At 69.0% G+C, this 26371-nt stretch carries 28 protein-coding genes and 1 pseudogene; 26 read left to right on the top strand and 3 right to left on the bottom strand.

The genetic code is table 11. From position 1 onward, the window contains the following. Positions 1-20: 20 nt before the first annotated feature. The 15 genes from ACYVF3_RS04825 (at position 21) to ACYVF3_RS04755 (ending at position 11620) form a co-directional block, all read left to right on the top strand. On the top strand, positions 21-302 hold the full coding sequence (locus ACYVF3_RS04825; protein WP_363794734.1) for a PIG-L family deacetylase: 282 nt from the start codon (positions 21-23) through the stop codon (positions 300-302). A gap of 853 nt (positions 303-1155) precedes the next feature. Beyond that, the gene (locus ACYVF3_RS04820; RefSeq protein WP_363794732.1) at positions 1156-1320 is read left to right on the top strand and encodes a hypothetical protein; all 165 of its coding nucleotides are present in this window, start codon (positions 1156-1158) and stop codon (positions 1318-1320) included. A 111-nt stretch (positions 1321-1431) separates the two neighbouring features. After that, complete coding sequence (locus tag ACYVF3_RS04815; RefSeq protein WP_363794730.1) at positions 1432-3279, top strand: ParB/RepB/Spo0J family partition protein; 1848 nt, start codon at positions 1432-1434, stop codon at positions 3277-3279. 232 nt (positions 3280-3511) lie between these two features. Beyond that, positions 3512-3931: a hypothetical protein gene (locus tag ACYVF3_RS04810; protein ID WP_363794728.1), complete on the top strand. Its 420-nt coding sequence runs from the start codon at positions 3512-3514 to the stop codon at positions 3929-3931. Positions 3932-4086: 155 nt separating this feature from the next. Further along, the gene (locus ACYVF3_RS04805; RefSeq protein ID WP_363794726.1) at positions 4087-4677 is read left to right on the top strand and encodes a hypothetical protein; all 591 of its coding nucleotides are present in this window, start codon (positions 4087-4089) and stop codon (positions 4675-4677) included. Positions 4678-5192: 515 nt separating this feature from the next. Continuing rightward, positions 5193-5630 (top strand): hypothetical protein, encoded by a 438-nt coding sequence (locus ACYVF3_RS04800; RefSeq protein ID WP_363794724.1) that lies wholly within the window; start codon positions 5193-5195, stop codon positions 5628-5630. A gap of 80 nt (positions 5631-5710) precedes the next feature. Next, positions 5711-6622 carry a bifunctional DNA primase/polymerase gene (locus ACYVF3_RS04795; protein ID WP_363794722.1) on the top strand — a complete coding sequence of 304 codons (912 nt, stop codon included), beginning with the start codon at positions 5711-5713 and terminating at the stop codon, positions 6620-6622. A 316-nt stretch (positions 6623-6938) separates the two neighbouring features. Further along, positions 6939-7385, top strand: coding sequence for a single-stranded DNA-binding protein (locus ACYVF3_RS04790; protein WP_363794720.1), 447 nt, complete (start codon positions 6939-6941; stop codon positions 7383-7385). An 82-nt stretch (positions 7386-7467) separates the two neighbouring features. Further along, entirely contained in the window at positions 7468-7641 is a 174-nt protein-coding gene (locus ACYVF3_RS04785; RefSeq protein ID WP_363794718.1) for a hypothetical protein, read from the top strand. A gap of 301 nt (positions 7642-7942) precedes the next feature. Further along, positions 7943-8455, top strand: coding sequence for a hypothetical protein (locus ACYVF3_RS04780; RefSeq protein WP_363794716.1), 513 nt, complete (start codon positions 7943-7945; stop codon positions 8453-8455). Further along, complete coding sequence (locus ACYVF3_RS04775; RefSeq protein ID WP_363794714.1) at positions 8452-8745, top strand: hypothetical protein; 294 nt, start codon at positions 8452-8454, stop codon at positions 8743-8745. The genes ACYVF3_RS04780 and ACYVF3_RS04775 overlap by 4 nt, the downstream gene beginning before the upstream one ends. A gap of 102 nt (positions 8746-8847) precedes the next feature. Further along, positions 8848-9222, top strand: a complete 375-nt coding sequence (locus tag ACYVF3_RS04770) for a hypothetical protein (protein WP_363794712.1) — start codon at positions 8848-8850, stop codon at positions 9220-9222. Then, positions 9219-9494: a hypothetical protein gene (locus ACYVF3_RS04765; protein WP_363794710.1), complete on the top strand. Its 276-nt coding sequence runs from the start codon at positions 9219-9221 to the stop codon at positions 9492-9494. Before ACYVF3_RS04770 ends, ACYVF3_RS04765 begins: the two co-directional genes overlap by 4 nt. A 399-nt stretch (positions 9495-9893) precedes the next feature. Then, the gene (locus ACYVF3_RS04760) at positions 9894-10913 is read left to right on the top strand and encodes a DUF4192 domain-containing protein (protein WP_363794708.1); all 1020 of its coding nucleotides are present in this window, start codon (positions 9894-9896) and stop codon (positions 10911-10913) included. A gap of 152 nt (positions 10914-11065) precedes the next feature. After that, the gene (locus tag ACYVF3_RS04755) at positions 11066-11620 is read left to right on the top strand and encodes a hypothetical protein (RefSeq protein ID WP_363794706.1); all 555 of its coding nucleotides are present in this window, start codon (positions 11066-11068) and stop codon (positions 11618-11620) included. Between the two features lie 370 nt (positions 11621-11990). Here ACYVF3_RS04755 and ACYVF3_RS04750 read toward each other — a convergent pair whose 3' ends face one another. Both ACYVF3_RS04750 and ACYVF3_RS04745 read right to left on the bottom strand, forming a co-directional pair. Continuing rightward, positions 11991-12194 carry a DUF397 domain-containing protein gene (locus ACYVF3_RS04750; protein ID WP_363794704.1) on the bottom strand — a complete coding sequence of 68 codons (204 nt, stop codon included), beginning with the start codon at positions 12192-12194 and terminating at the stop codon, positions 11991-11993. 6 nt (positions 12195-12200) lie between these two features. Further along, entirely contained in the window at positions 12201-13034 is an 834-nt protein-coding gene (locus tag ACYVF3_RS04745) for a helix-turn-helix domain-containing protein (RefSeq protein WP_461153017.1), read from the bottom strand. 156 nt (positions 13035-13190) lie between these two features. On the opposite strand from ACYVF3_RS04745, the gene ACYVF3_RS04740 reads away from it, so the two are divergent. From ACYVF3_RS04740 to ACYVF3_RS04715, 6 genes are all read left to right on the top strand, one after another. Further along, positions 13191-13442 (top strand): zinc finger protein, encoded by a 252-nt coding sequence (locus ACYVF3_RS04740; protein WP_210971765.1) that lies wholly within the window; start codon positions 13191-13193, stop codon positions 13440-13442. Next, the gene (locus ACYVF3_RS04735) at positions 13439-13639 is read left to right on the top strand and encodes a hypothetical protein (RefSeq protein WP_363794700.1); all 201 of its coding nucleotides are present in this window, start codon (positions 13439-13441) and stop codon (positions 13637-13639) included. The genes ACYVF3_RS04740 and ACYVF3_RS04735 overlap by 4 nt, the downstream gene beginning before the upstream one ends. Further along, positions 13636-13977 (top strand): hypothetical protein, encoded by a 342-nt coding sequence (locus tag ACYVF3_RS04730; protein ID WP_363794698.1) that lies wholly within the window; start codon positions 13636-13638, stop codon positions 13975-13977. The genes ACYVF3_RS04735 and ACYVF3_RS04730 overlap by 4 nt, the downstream gene beginning before the upstream one ends. A 215-nt stretch (positions 13978-14192) precedes the next feature. After that, positions 14193-14570: a hypothetical protein gene (locus ACYVF3_RS04725; protein ID WP_363794696.1), complete on the top strand. Its 378-nt coding sequence runs from the start codon at positions 14193-14195 to the stop codon at positions 14568-14570. Positions 14571-14639: 69 nt separating this feature from the next. Beyond that, positions 14640-15074 carry a hypothetical protein gene (locus tag ACYVF3_RS04720; protein ID WP_363794694.1) on the top strand — a complete coding sequence of 145 codons (435 nt, stop codon included), beginning with the start codon at positions 14640-14642 and terminating at the stop codon, positions 15072-15074. Then, a complete protein-coding gene (locus tag ACYVF3_RS04715; protein ID WP_363794692.1) occupies positions 15071-15712 on the top strand; it encodes a hypothetical protein in 642 nt (213 codons plus the stop codon). The genes ACYVF3_RS04720 and ACYVF3_RS04715 overlap by 4 nt, the downstream gene beginning before the upstream one ends. On the opposite strand, the gene ACYVF3_RS04710 is transcribed toward ACYVF3_RS04715, so the two are convergent. Beyond that, the gene (locus ACYVF3_RS04710) at positions 15608-16213 is read right to left on the bottom strand and encodes a hypothetical protein (RefSeq protein WP_363794690.1); all 606 of its coding nucleotides are present in this window, start codon (positions 16211-16213) and stop codon (positions 15608-15610) included. The genes ACYVF3_RS04715 and ACYVF3_RS04710 overlap by 105 nt on opposite strands. A 559-nt stretch (positions 16214-16772) precedes the next feature. On the opposite strand from ACYVF3_RS04710, the pseudogene ACYVF3_RS04705 reads away from it, so the two are divergent. The 5 genes and pseudogenes from ACYVF3_RS04705 to ACYVF3_RS04685 all read left to right on the top strand — a co-directional run. Further along, positions 16773-17608: pseudogene (locus tag ACYVF3_RS04705) on the top strand (transposase family protein). A 458-nt stretch (positions 17609-18066) separates the two neighbouring features. After that, positions 18067-19116 carry a hypothetical protein gene (locus ACYVF3_RS04700; protein ID WP_363794688.1) on the top strand — a complete coding sequence of 350 codons (1050 nt, stop codon included), beginning with the start codon at positions 18067-18069 and terminating at the stop codon, positions 19114-19116. Positions 19117-19448: 332 nt separating this feature from the next. After that, positions 19449-24542 carry a MobF family relaxase gene (gene mobF, locus ACYVF3_RS04695; protein WP_363794687.1) on the top strand — a complete coding sequence of 1698 codons (5094 nt, stop codon included), beginning with the start codon at positions 19449-19451 and terminating at the stop codon, positions 24540-24542. A 288-nt stretch (positions 24543-24830) separates the two neighbouring features. Then, positions 24831-25238, top strand: a complete 408-nt coding sequence (locus ACYVF3_RS04690; protein ID WP_363794685.1) for a TSCPD domain-containing protein — start codon at positions 24831-24833, stop codon at positions 25236-25238. A gap of 624 nt (positions 25239-25862) precedes the next feature. Further along, the coding region (locus ACYVF3_RS04685) for a hypothetical protein (RefSeq protein ID WP_461153016.1) at positions 25863-26371 on the top strand (509 nt) is incomplete at its 3' end.

Here is a 26371-nt window from a genome sequence, read left to right as displayed (position 1 = left end):
TGGCGACGGTGCTCACGGTCATGGCCCACCCTGACGACGCCGAGCTGTGGGCCGGCGGAACGCTCGCTCATCTCACTCAGGCAGGCGCCATCGTGACCATCGCGGTTCCCGAACACACCGACACCACGCGCAACGCGGAAGCTGCTGCAGCCGCACACGTGCTGGGGACCACCTACCAGCCGCACCCGACCGTCAATGCGAACACGCTGCACGACTTGCTCGACGCGACTCGTCCCGAGATCGCATCACACATCCGCTGGAGGACGTACCTCCCGATCACAGGCACCTGTCGGCCACGCTGACCGCGGAGATCGTGATCGCGACCGGGTTCTCACTCAGGGTCTACACCGGCGATTCCTACAACGGGATACCTGGCGATACCGCCTGCGGCGGAGCCCCCCTCGTCACCGATCGGATTCCGGCATCCCGTTGTCGTCGAGGTAGCCGCACACCGCCTTCTCAATGGCGGAGCCGACCACGGCGGGATTCTCATCCATACCTTCACGGCGGCTTTAGCGCCTTCTTCGATGGCGGACTCGGTGGTGATCGGCTTGTCCGCGCACCAGGCGTACTGGGGCCGCGGAGGGTGCCCATTTGATTCCATCGCCACCCGAATAGAGCACCCCACCCACAGCCTGGCCCCGGCAACTGGTGTTCGGTCGAGGCGCCCGCCTTGCGAACAGGAGCCGGGCTTCAGCTCGTCGCCCCCTTCCACGCGAGGCCACCGATCGGTTCCTGATCGCCGCGGTAGCCGCCCCGCACCACGGACACCGCGTTCCCGCCGACCACGGCGAGCGGCTGACCTGCGCCAACGCGCCGCAGACCCTCCTGCTCGATCCCGTTACCGCAGTCCGCCTGTCGCGTAGAGCGCGTGACCGGCGGACGCCATCCACCTGCTGATCGCACCCGCCAACGCACCGCACCGCAAGTAGAGGACGCGCGGCACGCCCCCGCGCCCGGTGGGGCGTGCGCACTCTGCCCCGGCAGCGGCCCGGCGTCCAGCCGCGAAAAGCGTGCGGCTGGACCCCGACCCGCTCCCGGGGCCTGGCGAGTGCGCCCCACCGGCCACGGCGGGGCGCACCACAGCGGTGTGAGGAGGCGGGACCGACCACTCGCCCTTCACACCCGGCCAATTCCGAGTGAAGGAGCCGCGCGATGACGCCGGAAGAGGAGCAGCAGTACATCGCCCAGATCACCAGCCCGGAGCACACGCGCATCGCCGACGAAGACCACCGGCGGCGCGAGGAACGATGTCCTGAGCTGCTGCGGCAGGGGCTGATCCCCGAAGGACTCAAGACCCCCAGCGAGAAGAAGAAGTAGGGCACAAGCGGCGCGAGCGGATCACTCCGCTCGCGCCGCTTTTTGCCTCCCCCCGCCACACGTTTTTCCGAGTTCCCACAGGGCACAGCCATGCCCGGAAACGGAGCCACGATGAGCACCTACAGCACCGACCAGACCACTCCCGAGACCGCGCCCGCCATCACGGAGCAGTCCACCGCCGAGCCGGACACCTACCCGTACGTCCTGCGCGGAGTCGATCCCCGCGAGCTGCGCGCCGACGGCAACAGCCGAGAAGTCGGTGACGTCCGCAAGCGTCGCCCCGAGCTGGTGGCCTCGGTCGCCGAGCACGGGGTGAACCCGATGGTCTCGATCATCAACGTCGCCCCGGCCCCCGAAGACGGAGTCCTCGATGTGCTGGTCGGGTTTCACCGCCACGCGGCCGCCGTTGAAGTCAAAGGCCTTGAGAACCCCGATCTGACCATCGACGTCCTGGTCCACGCGCCGGGCACTACCCGCCAGGACATCCTCGTAGCCCAGGGCATCGAGAACTTCCACCGTGAGGGCTTCAGCCCGACCGAGGAGGCGGGGCTCTACGAGCAACTGGCCCTGGCCGGGCTAGGAGACGACGCGATCGCCCAGAAGCTCACGCGCCCGGTCGAGCGGGTCCGCGCGGGCCGCGCGGTTGCCGCCACACCGCGCACCCGTGAGGCCGTGGACACGCTGCCCAACGCCGACCTACTGATCTTGGCCCAACTCTCGGAGTTCGCCGACGACGAAAAGGCGCACGACGAGCTGGTCGCCGTCCTCGAGCGTGCTCCCCACGACTTCGAATGGAAGCTGGGCCAGCTGCGGCGTCGTCGCGACCAGGACGCCAAGAAGGCCGAGGAGGAGCAGCGCCTTGTCGAGCAGGGCTACGTCCTCCTCGACAACGCCTATGACCTGCCCGAGGGCATCGCGCGGTTGGACAAGCTGTGCACCGGCGACGACGAGACTCCACTGGATCCCGCCGAGCACCGCGCCTGCCCCGGACGCGCCGCGGTCGTCGACGTCGACCCCGGTGTCGCGGTGAGGATTACCGAGCTGTGCACTGGCTTCGCCGCGCACGGTCACCGCACCATCGACTCAGTGCGAGTCGCGGCCGCGGAGGACCAGCTGCGGGCCGACGGCGTGCCGGTCGCCGACCCGGATACCGAGGGCGTGGTCCAGCTGCGGGAGCTCTTCGCCGACGAGACGGCCGAACGTCCCCTAACCGTCGACGAGCACGCCGGCTGCCCCGGGCATGCTGCCTACGCCGAGATCCGCTGGTCCAGCGTGGACATCCACTACGTGTGCACCGACTACTCCGCGCACGGCCACATCCTGCGCACCTCCCCGACCGCGCAGCCAAAGCCCGACCCGGCATTCAAGTCCGCCGAGATCAAGCGCGCGGCGGCGAACAACAAGCTGTGGCGCGAAGCCAAGGCCGACCGCCGGGAATGGCTTGCCAAGTACTTCCACGGGTGGCGCAAGCGCAAGCCCGCGGACCTGCCCGCTCGCGTGCACCACTGGCTCGCGCTGGCACCGGTGCTGGCCAGCGACTACCTCGAAGAAGCCGCGCCAGCCAACCGCTACGCCTGCGCTCTACTCAAACTCGGCGAGCCCGAGGGCTACCGGCGCGACGCCAACCCGCTCGTCGTGCACCTGCGCAAGAAGTCCACGACCGAGCCCCAGGCCGTGCTCATCCGCCTCGCCCAGGTCATCGGCGCCTGCGAGCAGCACTGGGACCGCGCCTACACCGAATCCGCCGATGCCAGCTGGCGCCAGCCGACCGACAGCGCCCGCTACTACTTCGAGCTGCTGGACGCGCTCGGCTACCCGCTGTCCCACGTCGAGCAGCTGGTCAACAACCCCGAGCTCGACAACGAGCACTGGGCGCACCTCGCAGCTGGCGACCAGGACGAGGACGACGCGGCCGACGGAGACGACGAAGCCGCCGAGGGCGACCCGCAGATGGCATGACGAGCGCCGCACGTCCCAGGGCGGCGCGGGGAGAGCGACCAACCCGCCCGCGCCGCCGACGACTGGCGAGACGTCAGCCCCACGTCGAGATCGTCACGAGTGAACTCAGCGACCTCGTCACGACCGCCGACCAACTCCCGCTGGCGTCAACCTGCCGCTGCAATCCCAGGCCCTGGGGACGGGACCGACCAACTCGCCCCAGGTCCGGAAATCCCGAGTGAAAGGAACCGGTATGAGAACCGTGGAGATGGTCATCGGCTACGACACCGACGGACGTCCACACACCATCGTGCTCGTCGACGGTCATGAAACCGAAGTCACCGTCTACGAGATCGACCCGCGCGCGAAACTCCTCCAACGAGGACGGGCAGGCAACTGGATCCACCAGCATGAGAGGCGTGCATCACAGGCCTCACCCCAGGCCGCGTCCCGGATCCGCAGCTGGGCCTACCAGACGGTCCACGACGGCTACATCACGCCGGACACCGAGGACACAGCTTCGCCCGATCCCGACACCGTGAACCAGGCCGACGCCTCGGTGCACCGCTTCCACGGCCTAGACGTAACAACCGGCGTCAACACCAACACCGCTCCCGTCGAGGACGACCTCACCGACCGCGTCGTCGACGAACACGGCGGCCCGACGTTCTGAACCAGGCTGGATTTCGTCACCGCCCGACGGCGGCAGGCCGGGGTCAACCCGCGACAAGCGTGCGGCTTGACCCCTTTCCCCGGCACCGGGGCCTATCGAGTGCGCCCCACCGAGCCGGGGAGCACACCAACTCCGACCGAGGAGGGAGACAGACGATGACCGCGGAAATCCCCCCGCCGCCCCATTACCGCGAGACCCGAATCCGCGGGTTGTGGGCACTGTCCGGGTGCGCCGACTGCGGCGGCACTGGCGAATTCCTCGTCACCGATGACGAGGACCCCGACCTGCGCTACCCGCAGCCCTGCGACTGCCTGTGGTGCCCCGAGGCCGAGCTCCACGGCCGATTGGAGGAAGAGGACGACCCTGCACGGCAGGCCGAGCTCAGGGCCGAACTGGACCGCCGCGACGCCGAGCAGGCCCGGCAGCACATCGCCGAGGAGATCGGTCCTCGCCACGTCGGCGGCCGCTACCGGTCCGGCTACTCGCGCAGGGCCTACACGGTTGAGGACATCTCCATCTCCGCCCCTGATGACGTCGTGGGTCCACGCTGGTCGATCACGGTGCGCTGGGACAACGGTCATGTGGCCACGCACTACACGGCGTGGAACCCCGACCGCGATGAGGTGCTTTCCCCGCCACCTCAGCCTTCGGCACCAGTACCGCCTCGTCCGCGTGGCGAGGACTGCCCGCGCTGCCGATCCCGGTTCGCGGTGATCCGCGCAGCCCATCGGGTCGGCCTGCTCTAGCCAGCACCGGCTGCCACTGCGCGAGCCTCCCGCCAGCACGAGGTCCGACCCCGAGCGGCCGATGACCAGTGAGCGACTCACCGGACTGCTTTCGTCACCAGATCTCCGGTGGTTGTGCCCGGTCCCGGCGGGGCGTGCGCACTCTGCCCCGGCGAGACGTGCGCAACCACCTGCTGTGTGCGGAGTGGACCGACCCCCCGCGCGCACCGGGTGCTGACCAGCCCCACCGTGGCCAACCGCAAGCGGCGCGCCTTCGACCTGCTGGCCGTGTGAAACGCCGTGGCCCACCCGGCGCGTGCCGGGTGGGCCACGAGCAGACCGGCGCATCGCCCCGTACGGAGCCCGCGGCCGAAGCCACGGCCGACCAAAGAATCCACCGATCTTTTCCGAGTGAAGAAGGACCGGCAGAGCCGGCTACCGCTTCACACCGCCAGGGTAACGCAGCTCCCATACCACGGACCTCCGTCTTCCGGTCTCACGACCGCCGGGCACCCAGCACAGCCAGGGAAACCGCCATGACGCTCTTGCTCGCGGCACCGACGGAATCGCCACGCATCTTCGGTCTGCACGACTACCGCCGCAGCTACGTGCTGACCTCCGAGGTCAACACCAACATCCCGAGAGCAGGAGGCGCGGGCGAGTTCGGCTCGTGGAACTACGCCCGCAGCGTGCTGGTCGAGGTCAGCCGTCGACTGCGCGCGGCGCCGCTGTCGCTGCACTACCGCGAGCTAGAAGCTCCGAATCGCCTGCCGATGGGCGTCGAAGTCACCGCCGTTGTTGACGACACCCGGCGGCGGATCAGCGTGGTCTCGCGCCTCGAGACGGTCCCGTGCGGCCCGCGTGGTGACTACTGGGAGCTCTCCGTCGACGATGCCGTGCCTGACGACGGTCGCCACAGCCATGCGCAGTCGCTGCCGTGGCTGGTCCACCGCGCGCTGCTCTCGACGAGCTGATCGACAGCGTGCGCAGCGGGTTTGGTGCGACGGATTCCGGGTGGTCGGCCCTTACGCTCCCATCCAGGAAGGACGGCACTATGAGTAGTCCAGCCACGATGCGCCCCTGCCCGTCCAGACCGCCGCGGCTGATGCGAGCCGCGCTGGAGGCCGCCGAGGCCGGTCTGGCGGTGTTCCCGCTACGACCACTGAGCAAGAAGCCGGTGCCGAAGGACTGGGAATCCGTCGCCACCTGCGATCCCGAGCAGATTCGGGCCTGGTGGCAGGCGGTGCCCTACAACGTCGGCATCGCCTGCGGTCCGTCAGGCCTGCTCGTCGTTGATCTTGATGATGCCAAGGACCAGCGGGCGCCGGACCGGTGGTCCGGCGCCCACCACGGGCGCGACGTGCTCGCCCAACGGGCCGCCGAGGACGGCCAGCGGTACCCCGACGGCACCTACACGGTGAGGACTCCGTCCGGCGGTGAGCACCTGTACTTCCGGGCCCCTGCCGAGCCAGAGCTGCGGTCCCGGGTCGGTTGCTGGTGGCGGGTCGACACTCGCGGTGCCGGCGGGTACGTCGTCGCCGCCGGGTCGATCACTCGTCGCGGCCGCTACTGGGCGAGGAACCAGGCCGCGATCGCTCCCTTGCCGGAATGGCTGGTCACCGCTCTGACTCCCCCGCCTCCGCCGGATCCGGTCGGCCTGGAGCTTCCTGCCGGGCGGGCCGGCGCCTACGTCGCCGCCGCGCTCGAGGGCGAGACGCGGGCAGTCGCCAGCGCGCCCACCGGCCAGCGACACAACACCCTGCTCCGGGCTGCCGCGAGGCTCGGCTTCCTGATCGGGGGCGGCGCGCTCGACCAGCGCACCGCCGAAGCCGCGCTGTTCGACGCAGCCCGAGGCCACATCGGACAGGACGGATTCACCGAGCACGAGGTGACCCGGACGATCCAGGACGGCCTGGCCTGGGGCCGCGAGCGGCCGCGCTACATCGCTGCCGACCGCACCAGCTAGATCCAGCGACTTCGGCGATTCCGGCACCCAGGCAGTGCGCCGGGAGTAGTTCGGGGTAGCGGGCGGCCGGGTGCCGTGCCGGAGCTGTCGATCTACGCGGATCAGATCAGGACGAGGCAGGCGGCACAAGGGCGCCTTCGGCGTCGGCTTCGCCGAGGCGCTCACGCGCCCCCTTGCACCACCCACCACGCCCTGATCCGGGAGTCGCAGATCGACAGCCCCTCGGGCACGGACCCGGTCACCAGCCGGGTTTGGTGCAGGTGGCGAGCAGGTTGTCGGTGATTCCGAAATGCACCGACTTCGCAGGAGGTACATCATGGCTGGCGAGATCGAGATGACCGTTGTCGGCAACCTGACCGCGGACCCCGAGCTGCGGTTCACCCAGTCCGGCGCCGCCGTCGTCAACTTCACCGTGGCCAACAACCCGCGCTACTTCGACAGGCAGAGCGGCGAGTGGAAGGACGGTGACCCGACCTTCCTACGCTGCAACATCTGGCGGCAGATGGCCGAGAACGTATCCGAGTCCCTGACCAAGGGGATGCGGGTGCTCGTCCAGGGCCGCCTGCGGCAGCGCTCGTTCGAGACCAAGGAGGGCGAGAAGCGCACCGTCATGGAGCTCGAGGTCGACGCGATCGGCCCCGACCTGCGCTACGCGACCGCGGCGGTCAACAAGGCCACCCGCTCCCAGAGCAGCCAGGCCGCCGACAACGGCCCCTGGGACGCCGCCCCCGCCGGTGCCGCCGCCGGTGAGCCGCCCTTCTAATCCGCAGTAGCCCCCAACGGGGCACGGCACTTCGGTGCCGTGCCCCGTTTTTCATGACCAGACCTGCCGAAAGGCCTTGCTCATGCAGCACATCGCCCTGCACCTCATCCGCACGGCCCGCTACTGGCGAGAACACCGCCTGCTGTGCTGGCTCGCCCTCGCCTACCCGCCCCGTCGCCTGCGGCGAACCGCCGCGATCGAGCCAGGCGACATCGACGCCAGCCAACGCCGAGGCCACCACCGCCACACCCACTAACCTTCGCCGCTTGCGACCGCTGGGGCTGTGCGCCCGTCCGCTGCTCCCACGCACCCCGTGGCACGAACGCCACCGCTGCTGCAGGGTCGTCATCTGTCTAGACGGCGCCGGTTGTAGCCGGTGGCAGTGGTTTTCTGCCCGCCGTGAGTCTGCTGGAGCGTAGGCCGCTCCACGCAACACGGCACCCCGGAGGGGACCCCGCCGTGTTGCGTTCCGGCCCCACCCTCCAGCTCACGCGGCCGCAGGCAGAACGACCACCGTGCCACCCGCTCGTCCACGAGCTCTGCTGAAACCCCCTGCGGTGGCGGTCGTCTGCCCATTTTTCTGTTGTCTGAGGAAAAGGACGCACACGATGTTGCCTGATGTCGTTGCTCAACGCCGCGACCCCTTCCACACTGTCATCCTCTATGGCGGCCACCTCATCGGGGTGCTCACCGAACACCCCGAACACAACCGCGTGGGCGTGCTCTTCTCCGGTCCCACCGGCCGTCGATTCCGGCTGCCGGACGCCGACACCACTTCCAGCGCCACCGCGTCGTTGATCGTCGCCGCGTTGAGCTACCACTACCAGCCCCACGAGATCGCCGTGCGCGACACCGGCAACGGATTCGTGCTCTGGTGTCCCACCTGCCGAGGCGCCGGTGTCCCGGCAGGCATGGGCTACACCGATGAACGCACCGCGCTCGAGCGCGCCGCGGTCGACCATGCCGCCGTTTCCGGTCACCCAGCCACGCTCGTGAACCACCCGCAGGCGCTGCCGCCGGATTTGGCGCCGGACAACGCGGTGGCCACCGACGAGAGGAACATCCGATGAACGACGACCTCCGCACCCAGCTGCGGCGCGACCCCCTGGTCCTCGACTTCGCCGACCGAGTTCGCCGCTGCGGCCAGCCCCGCTCGTTCTTCGAAACCATCGACGGAAGCCCGTGCCCGATCTTCATCAACTCGATCCGGCAGGGCTACCCGCAGCGCGGCGGAACACTCCAGGCGCCTCCCACACTCATCGCCGAAGTCGTCATCGAGCTCGCGTTCAACCCCACTCCCCCACCATCACGGCCCGCGCGGCTGCTCGCGTCGGTTCGATCACGGCTACTTCGCCGCTAACCACCACTCCACGGCCAGCCCGGATTCCCTCCGCACTCGGGGATCCGGGCTTTCCCGTGCGCGAAACGAATTCCATGCGATCAGGACAGGAAGTGAGGACCCATGACTTTCCCCGAGCACCCGTGCGCGCGAATTGAGGCGCTCGAGCGTGCGCTCGAGCAATCCCGCACAGAGCTCCAGACGTTCCGCACGCACGTGCGCGACCGGATCATCCAGGCACACAAGGACGGCGACATCTGCCGTGACGGGATGAACGGCGGGCTCCGCGACCTCGGACTCCCCGAGTACGTCGCCGGATGGAAAGGAACCGTCACCCTCAGCGCCGAGGTCTACGTCACCGGAACCGACAACGAAAACACCGCCCGGCAATGGGTCGAAGACGCTCTCACCGTGTCCTCACAGGACCACGACGTTCGCGTCGACGACATCGACCGCCAAACCCACGGATTCGACGAAGCCGACGAGGAAGACCTGTGAAGACCACACACGAACTACGCGCCCTCGCGCGGCAGGCGCTCGCCGGAGCCCGCGCCGGGGAGATCGGCATGCGCGACCACGCGCGCAACCTGCTCGACGAAGCCCGGCGTCGCGAACTCACCGAACTCTCCCAGACCGTAGGCCGCCGCAACGTCACAACCGCCACCTACCGGGCCTTCCTCTACCAACAGCTCCAGAACCGAACACCCGCTGGCAGTCCCCAATGGACCACGAGCCCGAAAGGGATTGCCGAGGCGGGGATGTCGATCTGATCCGGGGGACTACTCAGCACTCCCGGATTCGTTCCGGCCATCCACGACACGGCCACCTCACCACCGGCTCCCGCTGCCCGCTCCCCGGCCGGGCCCCGACTTGCCCTGCGCGAGGCCGTCGAGTCACACATCGGACGCGACGGATTCACGCCGCCACGGAGGCCAGCACCACCGTCCGTGCCGGTCTCGCGTGGGGCATCCAACGCCCGCGCCACATCACCGACACCAACCCCAGGACGCGCGACTCCCGGTAGCGGGTTCGCCCTCCTCCGGCCACGCGCCACCTCACGGAAGTCCCGCCGCACTCCACAGATCGACAGCCCCTGGCCCACCGCCCGCTGGTGGGCCAGGGGCTGTTTGCCGTCACCGCACACCACCTTTGGCAAGGAGACACCCTCGATGGACAACACCGCCGCCCTCCCGCTCAACACCATCGGCGAGCTCCTCACCGCCGTACCCCACATGCTGGGCTACTACCCGACCGACTCGCTGGTGCTGGTCAGCCTCCACGACAACGCCAGCGGGCAGGCCCGGCTCGGGGCCACCATGCGCATCGGCCTGCCCACCCCGCAGGAGTACACCGACCTCGTCACCTACCTCCTCGCAGGCCCGCTGCACACGGTGTGCCCGGACGCCCTGGCCCTAGTCCTGCTCTCGCACGACAACGCCCCCGGCGAGGAGCTTCCGCACCATCGGCTGGTCAGCACGCTGCGGCTCGCGCTCGCGGCAGCGGGCATGCCGGTGATCCAGGCCGTGTGGGCACCGGAAATCCGGCACGGCGCCGAGTGGGTCTCCTACCTCGACCCCGAGCTTCGTGGCCGCCTCGGCGATCCCCGAGCCTCGCTGGTGGGAGCCGAGCTCACCGCCCGCGGCCAGATCGTGTTCGACAGCCGTGAGCAGATGTGCGCACTGATCGCCCCCGCAGACAGCGGCGCCACCGCCGCGCGGTGGGCCACCCAACTCGACGGGCTCGCCCTCGAGGCCCCCGACCCGGGCGATGCGCTGGACCAGCACGTGCAGGACATCAACGAGGTCATCGACGGCATCGCCGCCGGCCAGGACCCGGATGAGCACACCCTGGTGCGCATCCTGCACTGGCTCCAGACCACCCTGATCCGTGACGCGATGCTGCCCACCCTGCTCAGCAGCGACAAGGCCCACGCGGCCGAACACCTCTGGCTCGCACTCGTGCGCAACGCCCCCGCGCCCGAACTCGCCGAACCCGCCGCGCTGCTGGCGCTATCGACCTACCTGCGAGGCGAAGGAGCACTCGCCCGCATCGCCGTAACCCGCGCGAAGGAAGCCAACCCCGACCACATCCTCGCCAGCCTCCTCGAGCGCGCACTCGACCACGGCATCCCGCCCGGCGACCTCGCGTCCCTGCTCGCCGACACCGTCGACACCACCACCCAGCACTAACCCCCCGTATGCGCCCGCCACACGCCCAGGCCCGGTTCCCGACGGTCACACCCCGACCGCCCGGAACCGGGCCCCCTTTTTCTCTGCCCACCCGCCGCCGTCACCGCGCCCACGGTGCCGCACGGCACGGGCACCCACCCGAAGGGAGACCCATGATTCGCGACATTCTCGACGCGGTCGACCGGGAATGGTCACCGGTGGCCGACATGATCCAGTGGGGCGAAGACGAAATCCACCGCGCACAGCAACACCATCCCGGTATCGCCGACCTGCTGCACCACAGCTTCTCGCTGCTGCGCCCGACCCACGACCGGATGTCAACGGAATTCGTCTACCGCGGCCACGCCCGCGAACTCCTCCGCCGCCTCGCCCACGGCGAGGACACCCGGCCGGCCACCGCCGCCGAAATCGTGCTCGCTCTCGGCCAGGCCTCCCACACCGCCCCCCTCAACGACACCGGAGTCGGACTGCTGTTTCGGATGTGGCACGAAGCCTTCCCCGAACACGACGACATCGATCCACACCACGAACACCGCGAGACCCTCCACGGCCACCGCATCGACGACGCCGAAGCCGAGACACGCGCGAAACTCGCCGTCCCCGACCGCCAACTCGGCACCATCGACTGCGCCGGACTGCACCACGGCGAACGCGTCACCTGCCACTACGCCCCGGCCACCCACCCGCACTCCGGCCGATGTTCGTGACCACACCGCCCCTCGCACTACGAACCGCGGACAACAGCCAACACCTCATCGGTCACCCCGCAATCCCGGACAGCGACGCGGACGCCCGGCCGCTGGCCCTCTCCTGCGTAGCCGTGCCAGTCGACTCTGGAGGCGCCTGCGCGACCTCGGTCACGAGTTGAGATCGGCCCTCTACCCTCGTCTGATCCCGCCGAAGCGTGACCCTTGCCGGTGCCGAATCCACGCTGCGCCAGTTCCGAGAGACCGGTGCGCCGGACGACATGCCGTTGCGGGTTGCCCTGAAGGGCAAGAGGCGCGTCGAATAGCGACTGAATGCTGATACGACGAGGCCCCCGCGCCTGGTATCCAGTGCGGGGGCCTCGTTGTCTGCTCATTCAGGGCGGTCGAACTGGCCACCCTTGGCGGCGTCAATGAACGCCGTCCACTGTGCTCGGGTCGCGGTGAAGAACCCTTGGTCTCGGTTCTTGGTGTCACGGACGGCGGCGCCGTCACCGACGCGCCCAACCTCAACGCAGTTTTTCTCTGCGCTGTAGCTCGATTTCCGCCATGCACCGGGGCGGGGGACGGTTGTCATGGGAATTTACTCCATTTCCTTAACAAGATCAGCGAGGAGCTCGGCGGATGCGGCCGGGCTCATCGCTTTTTCGTGCAGCGCGTCTACTGCGGCTTCGCACCGGGTCACCGTGCGACGGTCGGTGATCGCCGCCGTCGACCCGAACGGTTCGATATAGACCACGGGGCGTGTGTCTTCGAACGTCATGAGCGTCCACGATCCACGGATCACTTCCGCCGGTGGCTGCGCCATCGGCACGACACGAATCGTGATGTTGGGTCGTTGGCCGCGGTCGAGGAGCCGGTGCAGTTGATCGCGCATGACCTCGGGCGCGCACATCGAGTTGCGAAGCGCGAAATCGCCGATGAACGCGTCGAGGGTGGTTGGTGGCTCATCGGTGAGAACATGCTGCCGTCCGAGGCGCGTCATCGCCGACTGCTCGGCCTCGGCTCCGCTGGACCCGAATGCGGCCACGGTCTCCCGTGCGTAGTCGAAGGTCTGCAGCAGGCCAGGAACCAACAGCGGCTCGACCGCGATGATGCGCTTCGCGGTGCGCTCATACTCGGTCAACGCGGCGAGCTGGCGGTCGACGCCGGGCGCCAGCCAGTCCGGATCGCTGGCGGCCTTCCCGAGTTCGAGCAGTTGCTCGCGCTCGTCTCCGTTTACCCTGAGCACAAAAAGCAGGCTCGCAAGGTCGGCCTCGGTCGGCACCTGCTTGCCATTTTCGACGCGGCTCACGTAGTTATGAGCCTTGCCAATACCCTCGCCGACCTGCGTTGTTGTCATGTCGGCTGCGCGACGGTGCCGCCGGAGCTCGGCGCCAAGCGCCCGCGCTCGTGGGCTGTCCGCTGTGTTGGCCATGCACAAAATCCTATCCCGCGATCACCGGCAAACGACATGTCACCCGGTGGGAGTATTGATCCAAATTGTGCTCGCACAACATGCTAGAACGCACACAGAGCCCATGTCGCACATCATGGCTCTTTGCTACGCACAAGCATCGATAGGAGGGGGCCTATGTGGAGCCCTCACCCGTTCCACTGGGTACCGGCCGGCGGCCAGCGGCACGCGAGCACAGACGCGCATCCCAACGGCGGCCACCTCTACCCCGACGGAACCGCGGTCACCACGCTGTGCGGCGACTCCACGCTGCAGGCCGACAACGGCGATCACGCCTGGCTGTGGTCGGAGTGCGAAACCTGCCGAGCCCACACCTACGACCTCGCGGGCACCCCACCGCCGCCCGCGCTACTGGCGGTGGCCTCATGAACCAGACCGCGAGCCTCATGCGCGCCGCGATCATGTCCATCGGCGCAGCCGTCGACAACGTCGAAGCAGGTAAGGCATCCCCGGACGACCGGGAGGAACTTGCGCGGGTCTGCGACCGCCTCGCCGACGCACTGCGGGCCGACGAACTCCCGGTCGCCATCGACGGCGACGTGATCTCGGTGGTGATCGACCGATGATCACCGTTGCCCTATGGAGCGCCGCAACCCTCGCGCTGATCACGGTATGCGGCTTGCTCGCTGCCTTCTACTACCGCAACAGCGGCAAGCACAGCGGCGCGAGCGAGGGCGCACTGCTGGTCAAGCAACTCATGGACGAAATGGCAGCCGAGCAGCGCGAGACACGCCGCACCACCTGGTCTGGTGATCTCGCCGACGACGTCGCCCAGCTGGAGCACACCGTGCAGTTCCAGCGCCCCGTGCTCGACCACAATGATCATCCGCTGATCGGCGCAGGCACGTACTCGACCGAACCCCGAGTGCTGCAGCAGGTCTTGGCGGCGCTGCGCACTCTCTGAACCTTACCTCTCCGGTGCCTCACCCCGAGGTGATCGCCGCCGCGGCACCGGAGCGGCCACGCGAGCCGCGGACCCCCCAACCGCGCCGCGTGGCCACCCGCCCTACGTGGCGGGTTTCGCCCGGGCCGAGGAGGCACGAGCACGGACCCCCTCGGCCCGGGCCACGTCGACACCCGCCCAGAGCATCGCCTCGGCGTCCACCGTTGGAGATCACCATGCACCTGCTCACGCTCCCGTTCACCACCGACAAGCTCCGCGAGCTGGACGGCGACGAGGCGATCCTCGCGGTCGTCGGGCAGCTCGCCGACTGCATCCTCGGCCGACCGGCCTTCGGTGACAACGACCGTGTCGCGTGGCTGCGGGCGCAGGCCGACCTCTCCGAAACCGTGCAGCACCAAGCCCTTCGCGAATGGCACCTGGTCAAGATTCGGATCTGCTGCGCAGCGGACTTAGACGCGACCGGCGATGTGCTCAACGGCTACCGATACGCTGCAGCTTGGGACCAGATCGCCGAGGCCGCCGACCTCACCGTTGAGCAGGTCAAGGACTGCTGGGGTGCCAACTGGCTTCGTAGGCACCAACAACTCGCGTAGCCCCTGAACGCCACCTGCGCAGCTCGCGTAGGCCGACCATGTCACCGTCGTGCTCTACCCTCGATCGACATGAGGTTTCGTCCTATCGTCGTGTTCGCCCGGCTCTGCGGTGCGGCCGGTCTGGGCGTGTTCCTGGGGGCCGCCGTCGCGGGCCTGATCAGCATCGTCACCGGCGCCGCGTTCGCCCGTGGTGCCGCCTGGGTGGCCGGCGTGCCCGTGCTCGCGGTGCTGGGCGCCCTGGTCGGGCTCGCCGTCGCCTGGATCACGCGCCGGTGGTTTGCCCCGCAGGCCCCGCGCCGGCGGTTGCTGTTCACCGGCGCCGGGCTGGCGGCCCTGCCCCTGGCCGTCGCGGTCGCCCAGGGCGAGCCCAACACCGTCATCGCGTTCACGCTCATCGCCGCCGCGGTCGTGCTGACCGTGACGCTGTGGGCGCGCGGGTATCGCCGGGAAACCGCCCAGGTGCGGGCGATGATGTACGGCTACGGCCGCCCCGCCGGCCGGTGACGCCCGACGGCGGGCCGGAGACGCGACCGCTGTTCGAGGAGCCGGTCGAGCCGGGCCTGCTCCCCGAGCAGGTAGTCCCGCCCGCCCACCCGGACCGGAAACCGGCGGCGCCGCTGACCGACGCGCTGGTCGTCGACCCGATTGCCCACGCCGCCGAGATCGAGCGGTTCTACCGCCGGGTGGTGTTCGGACCCGACGAGCACTGCGCGATCTGGACCGGCGCGATCTCCGACGACGGGTACGGAACCTTCTCGGCCACGCGCGGCGGTCGGGAGCGGACGGTCAAGGCCCACCGGTTCGCCGTCGCCTACCAGCTGGGCATTCCCGTCCAGTTCGGGCAGGTGATCGAGCACGCCGTCTGCGACAACCCGATCTGCGTGCGCGCCCATCCCGACCCGGTGATCGGGCACCTCTGGCCGTCGACCCAGGCCGACAACCTGCGCCGCATGGCCGCCAAGGGTCGAGGCGGCGGGCGGCCACGCTGGTGGATCCGCCGGTGGTCCGGCCTGCTGCGCCACGAGCGCGCCGAGCACTCACGCGTTCTGGCGGCCGCCGTCCGCGACCGCGGCTGGGACGAAACCCGAGTCCGGGCGGTGCTGCTGACCATCGACCCCGCGCAGCTGTCGCTGTTCCCCTGACACCGCTCCGGTGGTCTCCTCGCCCGCCGCTGCCCCCGTCGGCCTGTGCCCGGACGATTTCGCCGGGACCGTATCCCGTTCCTGAGCCGGGCCACTGCCCGCCTCGGCGGCCGTGCGGCCCGCCGTGATCAGCCGTCTTGCTTCCTTTTCACTGCGCAGCTCAAGCAGCTCGCCCACCTGCTCGACCGTTCGGCCCGCCTCGTGGATCGCCAACGCCGCCTGAGCCTGCCGGGTGTGCTCACCGGTGACCCGCTCCCGCGATTCGGCACGCAGCGCGTCGATCTTGCGCTGGAGGGCAGCCACCTTCTCCTCGCAGGCGGCATCTTCAGCGGCGATGGCCTCTCCGGCCTCGATGAACTCGCGCAACGCATCCTCAACGCGCTGCTCCCGCCATCTCTGCTCGGCGAGCTGATCGGCGTTGCGCTGCCGGGCCCGCTCCAGACGCTGGCTGATCCTGGTCGACCGGCGCGGCCGCCGGCCCCGGGTAGATGACTCGGCCATGTCCGCTTCCCTCCCCTGACGGTTGTGCCGTACGAGCTCGACGCTAAGACCGCCCGAACCCGCAGCGTCCCGACGCGCCGGGAACCCGCGGCTTCGGAGGGGAAGGAAGAAGGCAGATGAAGAGGGCGCGCCCGGCCGAAGCCGGGCGCGCCCGCCGTGCCGTGCGCGGAAGCCCCGAAGGGCTTACCACCGCGAGGTGGCTCGGCCAAGACCGCGCCGACACACTCGCCTGGCGTGCGCAGGGCCCGCTGAGGCCCGTGTCGCCAAGCACCGATCAGTGTAGCCGCCACCCGTGACGCATGGTGCCAACAAGCGGCAGGCCGACCCTGCCCGGCGCCTTGCCCGGCCGGGCGCCTGCCCATATCCGGTGTCCCGCTCGCCACGGTCACGCGAGCCTGCCGCAGTGCCGGGCGAGCGAGGCAGGGATTGTTCTCCGCTGCGCTCCGAACAATGAGGTGATCTCAGTGGATTAGGGGTGGGGTGGCTGGGAGATGTGGGCGTGGGGTCCTGGTAGAAGAAGGTCTCACCACAAGATCATCTTCACGAACCAGGACCCCACGTGATCACCTATCGTGCCAGGCTCGATGTCGCTGACGAACTCGCCCTCTACCTCGCCGGACTCCTCAACGCCGAGCGACGGCGTCGTGGCACCGGGCGTGGACGCCGCGCGTTATCGACGTTTAAACAGGCCGTGCTGGGACTGCGGTGGTTCCGAGATCGCACCGCCATCCCCGCACTCGCCCGGGACAACGACATCTCCCGGGCCACCGGCTACCGCTACATCGACGAGGTCATCGAGGTGCTGGCCGCCCAAGCCCCGGACCTGCACCACGCACTGCGGCAAGCCAAATCCGACGGTGCCACCTACCTCATCCTGGACGGCAAACTCTTCCCCTGCGACCGACTCACCGAGAAAACCACCAGCGTGAAAGGAACCCCGATCGACCGGTGGTACTCCGGCAAACACCACCGCCAAGGCGGCAACATCCAGGCCCTGACCACACCGGATGGCTTCCCGATCTGGGTCTCACCCGTGGAACCCGGCTCGGTTCACGACATCACCGCCGCGGATCACCACGCCCTCGGCGCGCTGTACTGGGCCGCATCCCAACTCGACCTGCCCACCCTCGCCGACGGCGGCTACCAAGGCACCGGTGCCGGAGTGCACACCCTCATCAAACGCTCCAAAACCGGCAAAGGCCGCCCACTCTCCACCGACAACCACGCCTACAACCAAGCCCTCCGCAGCCTCGCGGCCCCGGCGAACGCGGATTCGCCGTCCTCACCGGACGCTGGCGCACCCTCCACCACATCACAGCCAGCCCCCGCAAAATCGGCAACATCCTCCAAGCTGCACTCGTCCTCACCCACCACGAACACCGCAAAACCCACTGAGATCACCTCAATGAAGACATTCCCCTTCTTTCCCCCGGCCCTTCGCGGCCGGATTGTCTCAACGTGTGGGGCTGTCGCGTCAAGGCCACCCCAAAATTCCCGAAATTCTTCTCCGCAAGCTCCGAACAATTTCGGGAATTTGCGGGGCCCCGACCTTGACCCGACAGCCCCACACGGGAGGGATTGGCCTATGTCGAAGGGGCGGGGAAAGAAAGGGAATGCGCGACTAATGAACGGGCCCATTTAGCGAGGGCAACCCGCCCTTTTTCGTGCAAACACGCAGGTCAGAGGGTGGTTCACTTGATCCGGCGAATTGCAGAAAATAGGAATAAAAGCCCTGATTGAACTTGCCGCGAGTCGGCAATTCGGGATAGAATAAGAGTCGCAAGCCGCCGGGAAGGCCAAGCCTGGCGATTGCGCAAAAACCGCTGACTTTGGGGTTCTCTATGTCGCATTCTGTGACGATTTCTGACTCGGTTCTGTCTGTCGCCGCACTGCTGCGCACCGGCGACCTCCGCGCCGCCCGCGCTCAATGGCGCGAGACGCTGACCAGCGCGGACGCCCGCGAAATCTCCGTGCTGGCCGAGTGCGGCCGGATCCTTGCCGAGCACCCGCGTACCGGGGTGAAGCGGCTCCGCGAGTACTGGAAGCGCGCCGACGAGCGCGACCGCGCCGTTATCGCGGCGTGCGCACCGCGCCCCGGAGAACAGCGCGAGCGGCCCGAGCCGCAGGCCGACCGCGCCTCGCGCTGGGACCGGCAAGCGATCGAGAACGCCCGCCGCCGCGCCGGGGGCGCGGTCCGCACCGAGGTGCGGCCGGAACTCCGCCGCGCCCAGCGCAAGGCCCGCGCCGAGGCCCGCGCGGTCACCGAGTACGCCGCCACCCGTGCGGGAGTCGACGACGCCCCGCAGCGCGGCGAACGGCCCGATGGCTACGCCGTCGATTACGAGCGCATGACCATCAACCTGGTGGCGCGCGACCGCGAGCGGCCCGACCCCCGCACCACCGCCGTTCGCGACGGCGGCCGCCCGTGCGTGGCCCTGGGCTGCAACATCGAACCCAGCCGCGCCGACCGCGCCCACCGCGACGGGTTGTGCCAGGAGTGCCGCGAGCTGGGCCGCCCCGGCATCCAGGTGCCGGACAACGCCACCCGCGCCCAGGCGATCGAGGCCCTGTGCGCCTACATCCACCAGCACTACCCCCGCGCGCTGAAACACCTCCGCACCGAGTGGAGCCGCTACAGCCACCAGACCGATCGCGACACCGTCGCCGCCTGGGTGGCCGCGAACGCCAGCGAGCCCGCCGAGCAGCCCGCCGCGCCGGAGCTGGCCGCCTGCCAGACCTGCGGCGAGGACCGCAGCCCGCGCGACGTCCGCCACCTGCCAGCCGACGACGGGCAGTGCGCCGGGTGCCGCGCGCTGGAGTCCGCGCCCGCGCTGTCAGTCGTGCCCAGCGCCGCCGACGACGTGCCCGCCGCCGCAGCCGAACCCGCCGCGCTTGCCGCCTAGCGGCCACCCGCCCCCGAAGACCCCCGGTCATGCGACCGGGGGTCTTTTTCGTGCGCGCTTCCCACGGTTCCCGCCTGGTCGCCGCCCACATCCCGCCGCGCGCCCGGCCCGCTTCCGCGCTGTAACCCACCGGTCGCCTTTCGGCCGGCATCTCACCCGCCGACCGTGCCGCCGGTCCCCCCTGGTCTGCCCCCTCACCGACACACAGGACGTCTTGCATTCTGCATGCTCCCCGGTTCTGTATCGATTGAGTCTGCGACGGGCAGCCGCCCTGGCCTGCTTAGCGTGAGTACGTCGGCCTGACTGAAATCGCTGATGACAGAGGTGCTGGGGTGATCGGTGTTCGCAAGCTTTCACCCGGCGGGTACGAGTACCTGACCGGGTCGGTTGCGTGCGGCGATCGGGAGCTCGAACCCGGCGAATCCCTGTCCGACTACTACACCGCGCACGGCTACCCACCCGGGCAGTGGTTCGGGCGCGGCGCGGCCGCGCTCGGTGTGGACGGTGAGGTCACCGCGGCGCAGATGAACGCGCTGTTCGGCGAGGGCAGACACCCGGAGGCCGACCGCATCGAAGCCGAGATGATCGCTGATGGCGCGTCGCAGGCCGAGGCCCTGGCCGCGACCAAGCTCGGCTACCGGTTCCGGCAGCACAGCGGCGCCGACGAACTCCGCAGCAAGGTCATCGACGCCTACAAGACCTACAACCTCGAAAACGATCGGCCGATCGGCGCGCCGATCGATGAGGCCACCCGCGCGAGCATCCGGCGCGGCGTGCAGGTGCAGGCGTACGCCGACGAGCACGAGGGCCAGCACCCCAGCAACGCCGAACTCAAGCGGTGGCTGGCCGAACAGAAGCGGGAACTGAAATCCGCCACATCGGGCTACGAGCTCGTCTTCGCGCCGCCGAAGTCGGTTTCGGTGGCGTGGGCGCTGTCCGATGACGCCACCCGCGAGCGGATCGTCGAGCTGCACCGCCAGGCCGTGCGCGACACCTTGCAGTACTTCGAGAACAACGCCGCCTACACCCGCAAGGGAGACGGCGGCTACGCCCAGGTCGACGTCAAAGGCATCACCGCCGCGCTGTTCGAGCACTGGGACTCGCGCGCGGGCGATCCGCACTTGCACACCCATGTGCCCATCAGTACCAAGGTCCAAGGGGCCGACGGGCGGTGGACGAGCCTGGACGGGCGCACTGTGCTGGCCGCGTCGGTGACCACCAGCGAGTACTACGACAGCCGCCTGCGGGACCTGTTCCGCGAGGCCGGTGCGAGCTGGAGCGAGCGTGCCAAAGGCGGGTTCGATCTCAAGCGGGTGGGCTGGGAACTCGACGGGGTCTCCGACGCGCTGCTGGAAGGGTTTTCACAACGCTCATCGCAGGTGGAGACCGACCGCGCCCGCCGCATCGTCGACTTCCGGCGCGAGCACGACCGCGAACCGAGCCCGAGCGAACTGCGTGAGATCAGCCGCTGCGCCAAGTACGACACCCGCGACCCCAAACAGGAACCGCGTTCTCTGGCGCAGCATCTGCGCCGGTGGCGTGATCAGGCGATCGAGACGGTCCGGCCGAACGAGCTCGCCACGCTCGGCACCCGGCTGTTTTCCGGCCACGGTGAGGCGGTCGCTGACGTCGACGTCGGCGAACTCGCCGCGGGCACGCTGACGACGGTCTCGGATCACTTCAGCCACTTCAACAAGTGGAACATCGCAGCCGAAGCGCACCGCCAGACTGCGCATCTGAGGGTGCCGGAGGGCACCCGTGACCAGGTGATTGACCAGGTCGTCAATGCGGTTCTCCGCGATGCCGACACCGTTTCGCTCCAAGCCCCACCTGCGGTCGAAGAGCCCTCCGCGTTGCGGCGCTCCGACGGCGAATCGGTGTTCGTTGAGCACAACGCCCAGCGGTTCACCACCCACCACACACTGCGCGAAGAGGCAGCTCTGGCCGCGTGGGGACGGCGCCACGACGGGGTGCGCATCAGCGAGGCCACGGTCCGGCGAGCCGTCGGCGGCGCGAAACTCAACGCTGGTCAGAAGCGTGCGGTGGCCGGTTTCGCGACGTCCGGGCGGCGGGTGCAGCTGCTCTATGCACCAGCCGGGGCAGGCAAGACCACCGCGATGCGGGTCTTCGCCGACGCCTGGCGCGCCGACGCCGGCGAGGTCTACGCATTCGGCCCGAGCGCTCGGGCCGCCCAGGAACTCGGATCCTCGATCGACGCGCGGCCGCACACGTTGCACCAGGTCACCACGGCGATGCAGATGGGCAGCGCCGAGCGAGCGTTCCCGTTCACGCGCGGGGATGTGCTCATCATCGACGAAGCCGCGATGGCCGGGACGCACACGCTGCACGATGTCGTGCGCTACGCCCTGAATCGGGGTGCAGACGTGCGGCTGGTCGGTGACGACAAGCAGCTCGCTTCAGTGGAGGCCGGCGGCGCGGTGCGCTGGTTCGAGCACAACAACGGTGCGCTGCGGTTGCGGGAGGTCGTGCGGTTCGCCGACCAGGACCAGGCCGCGGCCTCGCTCAAGCTGCACAGGGGCGATGCGAGCGGCCTGGACTACTACTTCGAGCAGGGCTGGGTCCACGAAGGTTCGCGGGAAACGATGCGCGAGGCCGCGCACCACGCCTGGCGTTCTGACCTCGACGCCGGACGGCCGTCCCTGCTGATCGTGCCCGCCAACGACGACGTCGTCGCCCTCAACCACCAAGCCCGCCAGCTGCGGCTGGACCGCGGCGACGTCGACGACGGACGCGCCGTGCGGCTGCACGACGGCACCGCAGCCAGCAAGGGCGATCTCGTCGTCACCCGCCGCAACGACCGGCTGAAAACGCTGTTCGGAGGCCGGGACTTCGTGAAAAACGGCGACACCTGGGAGGTCCAGAACGTCCGCGCCAGCGGCGCGATCAAGCTGCACCACCAGGTCAGCGGCGGCAGCATCATCCTGCCGCCCAACTACGTCGCCGAGCACGTCGAGCTGGCCTACGCCGCGACCGTGAACCGCTCGCAGGGCATGTCGGTCAAGGGCGGCTCGTCCCACAGCCTCGTGCCCCAAGGGCTGTCCCGTGAACAGCTCTACACCCAGATGACCCGCGCCGAGTACGACAACCAGGTTTTCGTCGAAACCGTCCAGCACACGATCGACAGCCACCAGGAAACCCCGCTGGAACGCACCGGGCGGGGCGTCCTGGAAGCCGCACTCGAACGGTCCTCGGCCGAGACCTCGGCGACCGAGGAACTGCGCGCGTCCCTGGACAAGGCCGAGTCGCTGCGCACCCTGGTCGGCCACCACGACTTCGTCGCGCACCTCGGCTCGCAGGAGCGCATCGAGGCGGTGCTGACCGAGCACGTGCCCCACCTGCTGGAACAGCCCGCCACCGGGGCGCTGCGCCAGACCGTGCGCAACGCCGAAGACCTCGGCTGGCAGGCCGAGCACCTGGTACCCGCGGCCCTCGCCCAGGGCGAGCTGGCCGACGCCGACGATCCCGCGGCGGTGCTGCAATGGCGCATCGAGCAGCACCTACTGCACGAACAACCACCACCGCGCACCGCCGCGCCCACGATGAACCAGATCAACCACTGGCGCGGGATCGTCGAACGCCACGACGCCACCGCCGACGTCGAAGAACCGGCCTGGACGCAGGTCTGGAGGTTGGCGGCAGCAGCTCATGCTGAGGGCCTCGACGCCGATGGCGCCGTCACCACCGCCGCCACCCGGCTCGCCAACCGGCCCGCCGCCGACCCAATGGACGCCCACCGCTACACCGCCGGAGCGGTCTCAGACGCACTGTCCGAGCAGCGCGCACGCGGCGCCGGCTGGTCGCCCGCACTGCCGTGGATGGCACGCCCCGACCACACCAGCCTCAGCGACGAGCTGCGCGACTACCTCCAGCGCCTCAACGGCGCCATCCACGATCGCCACACCGAACTGCGCACCCAGGTCACCGCCGAACAGCCACACTGGACGGCCGGACTGGGGCCACGCCCCGAGGATCCCGGACTGGCCGAACGCTGGGACACCGTGGCCGGTCTGGCCGCCGCCTACCGCGACACCTACGGCGTCACTAGCAACGACCCGGCGCACCCGCTGGGTGAACAGCCCGACAGCCAGGGCCTGCGTGCCCGCGCCTGGCACGACCTCATCGACCAGTGGGGCCCTTCCACCGAGACCGCCAGCACCGACCAGGCCACGGGCACGAGCCACGACGAGCTGGAGCGGCTACGCGACGGCATCGACGTCGACGACCTGCTGGACACCTTCACCGAGGCGCTGCGCGAGCGGACCGAGGAACCGCTGTCGGTGCTGGCTGAGCGCCACTACAACACCAGCCGCGAACTGCTCAACCACGTCGCGCGCCAGGCCCTGGCCGAGCACGCCCCCCACGCACTCGGCCGGCCCGCCGAGCCCAAGCTGCTGGACACGCTGCGCCGCGCCGAAACACAAGGTTGGCAGTCCGACCAGCTCGTCGCGCGCGCCGCTGCCAGCAGCGGCCGCGAGCACAGCAGCGACCCAGCCGCGGTGTTGCGATGGCGCATCGAGTCCCACATCGCCGACCACGAGCCACCCGCCCGCGTCGCCGAACCCAGCGCAGAGCAGATCGACCGGTGGCACACGATCACCACCGCAGTCGTACCGGACGAAGACGTCACCGACGACTGGGCGCTGGTGTGGCGGCACGCCGCCGCCGGCGCCGCCGAGGGACTGGACGCCGAAGCGGCGGTGGCCGACGCCGCACGGCAGCTCGCAGAGTGGCCCGCCGACCCGACAGAAGCCCACCGCTACGCCGCCCAGATCGTCGTCGACCACCTCACCGACCAGCGCGACCAGGGCACCGGCGAGCAGCCCGTGGTGCCCTGGCTGACCGCCCCGCACCGCACGGTGCGAGACGCCTCCCCCGAGCTCGCCGACCACCTCGACCAGATCACCACCGCCGTGTCGACCCGAGTCGACGAACTCCGTGACCACGTCGCCCACGACCGCCCGGACTGGGCCGCGCAGCTCGGCCCGCGGCCGCAGGAGGCGACCGCCGCCGAACGCTGGGACGACGTCGCCGGGCTCGCGGCCGCCTACCGCGAGACCTACGGCATCCGCACGAACGACCCGGACGTGCCGCTGGGGCCCGAACCCGGCGGCCAGAACGCCAAGGCCGATGCCTGGCGGACGATCACCGACAAGTGGAGGAACACGATGACCAGCCCGAACGAGAACTTCCAACGCGACGACACCACCGAACGCATCGAAGCCCTGCGCGACCAGGTCCTGGAAACCCGCGAGGACTACCGCGACGACTACGTCGAGCGCCAACTCGACTACCACGACGAGGACGAATCCCGCCGCGAGAGCGAGGGCTCCTACGAGCGCTACGGCTATGACGACGACGAAGAACTCGACCAGGGCAGCGGGTTCCACTCCGGCATGGGCCTCTGACCTCGTATCACCCTGAAAGCCAGAGAACCCCGGAAACCCAGGTGTTTCCGGGGTTCTCTCTTAGATGGACGTGGTTGATGGGCTGGACGGCTATTTGGCGGGTCAGTGCGGGCCGGCTGCCGTCGGATCGGTTGGTGACCCCCGGCTTCTGACCGAACGGGTGACGCGCCGCTGTCCGAAATTGTCGGTACCCGTCGATACGATCACCACATCTAGTGGTCCATTAGTCGGTGTGCATCTATTGATTGTGTTTGAGGAGCTTGTTGTGGTCGTCGCCGAGCCCGCCCGATGAGCGTCACCCCGGCTGTCGTCCGGCAGCATCTCCCCCGGGCGCGGCCGGGCATGACCACGGACGTCTCGATCGGCGGTACGGACTTCACGGTGTTCGTCTCCGCCGATGCCGATGGCCGGCCTGCGGATGTCCACATCGCGCACGCAAAGCATGGGAGCTTCGGACGCGGGATGGTGGAGGCGTTTGGTGAGTTGCTCACCGAGGCGCTGCATTACGGGATGCCGCTCGAGGAAGTCGTGGCCCGGTTTCTGAACACCCGGTTCGAGCCGCAGGGCTGGACCGACGACGGCGACATCCCGTTCGTGACCAGCCCGATCGACTACCTGGCGAGGTTCCTGGCCCTGGAGTTCCTGCCCCGTCACCGGTGTGTGGCGCTCGGCGTGATCGCCACCGACGCGGCGTGAGCACTACATCGAGTCCTCGATTGGTGCTCCGGGTTCACCGACCACACCACCCCGCTACGCAGTCGATCGAGAACGGATTACCGCCAGGTATTACGAGGGATAGCTGGCGTAGTGCACTTATTCGGAAGGTGCCGTATTCGTCGGGTGCTTCCATGTCTGCACCGCCCCACCAGACGACCTGATCAATTACCCATCCGCTGGCCAGCGCCTACCGCACCGGCCAGCGCTTCAAGGTGCTCGGTTGGACCACGAGCCGGACCGTCGCCGCAGCACAGCGCTGATCAACAGCTGTGCACGACTAGCTACGTCTGCCTGACCCCGTTGCACCCGACAGGGGGTGGGCGCCGCGTGGAGTGGACTGCGGTTCACCGCGTCAACACTGTCCGGCTGAGGGTTGGGTCTTCGGTGTCGGTCCTGCATAGGCGGGTTGTGTTGCTCCATACGGTCGATCTTTTCCGCTTGCACAGTGCAGGTTCGGGCGGTGTTGTGAGTGGGTTTCGGCTGTCCAGGAGCGAGCTGGGTCGTGTGTGGACTGATCATCTTGCCCTGGCTAGGGGCGTTGACGTGTCCGCGAGGAGGACTACGGTCGGTCATGGGTTCGATGAGTCGCGTGACCGTTCCTCGTTGACGGTGCTGGCGCGGTTCGTGCTGGTCGGAAGCAGGTTCCTGGGGTATCCGGCCGGGTTTGACGGTCGCGCTGATCGAGCCGCTTATCACCGTGTGTTTCCGCGTTGCGCCTTTATGGGGGACACGTGTGTCTTCTATGCGACGACCTCGCGGCTTGTGACGACTGGAGGTCTGATGAACACGACAACCTGTCCGACGGGTGATCGCAGCTCGCAGCGGGCGAGCGCGTTGGAGCGAGACATCGCTGAGCTGCGCGGCGAGTGGGAGGCCTGGCGGGCCCAGCTCGGTGTGTGGCAGAGCTACACCCCGCCGCTGGATGTCTACAGCAACAACCAGCGGATCCCGGTCAACATGGGCACGGGCGGGGTTCGGCAGGGTTTCTACATCCGCGTGGGAAGCCGGCTGCATCTGCGGATGGTCTTCTACTGGGGTCAGCCGCCCTACGATGCGGGCCTGTCAATGAGTTTGTGTATGTCGGGGTTAGTTGAGGTGGGGGTTGAGCCGGT

The sequence above is a fragment of the Saccharopolyspora tripterygii genome, from assembly GCF_054778355.1.
Note: the sequence above shows the minus strand (reverse complement) of the source record. Positions and strands in the feature narration are given on the sequence as shown.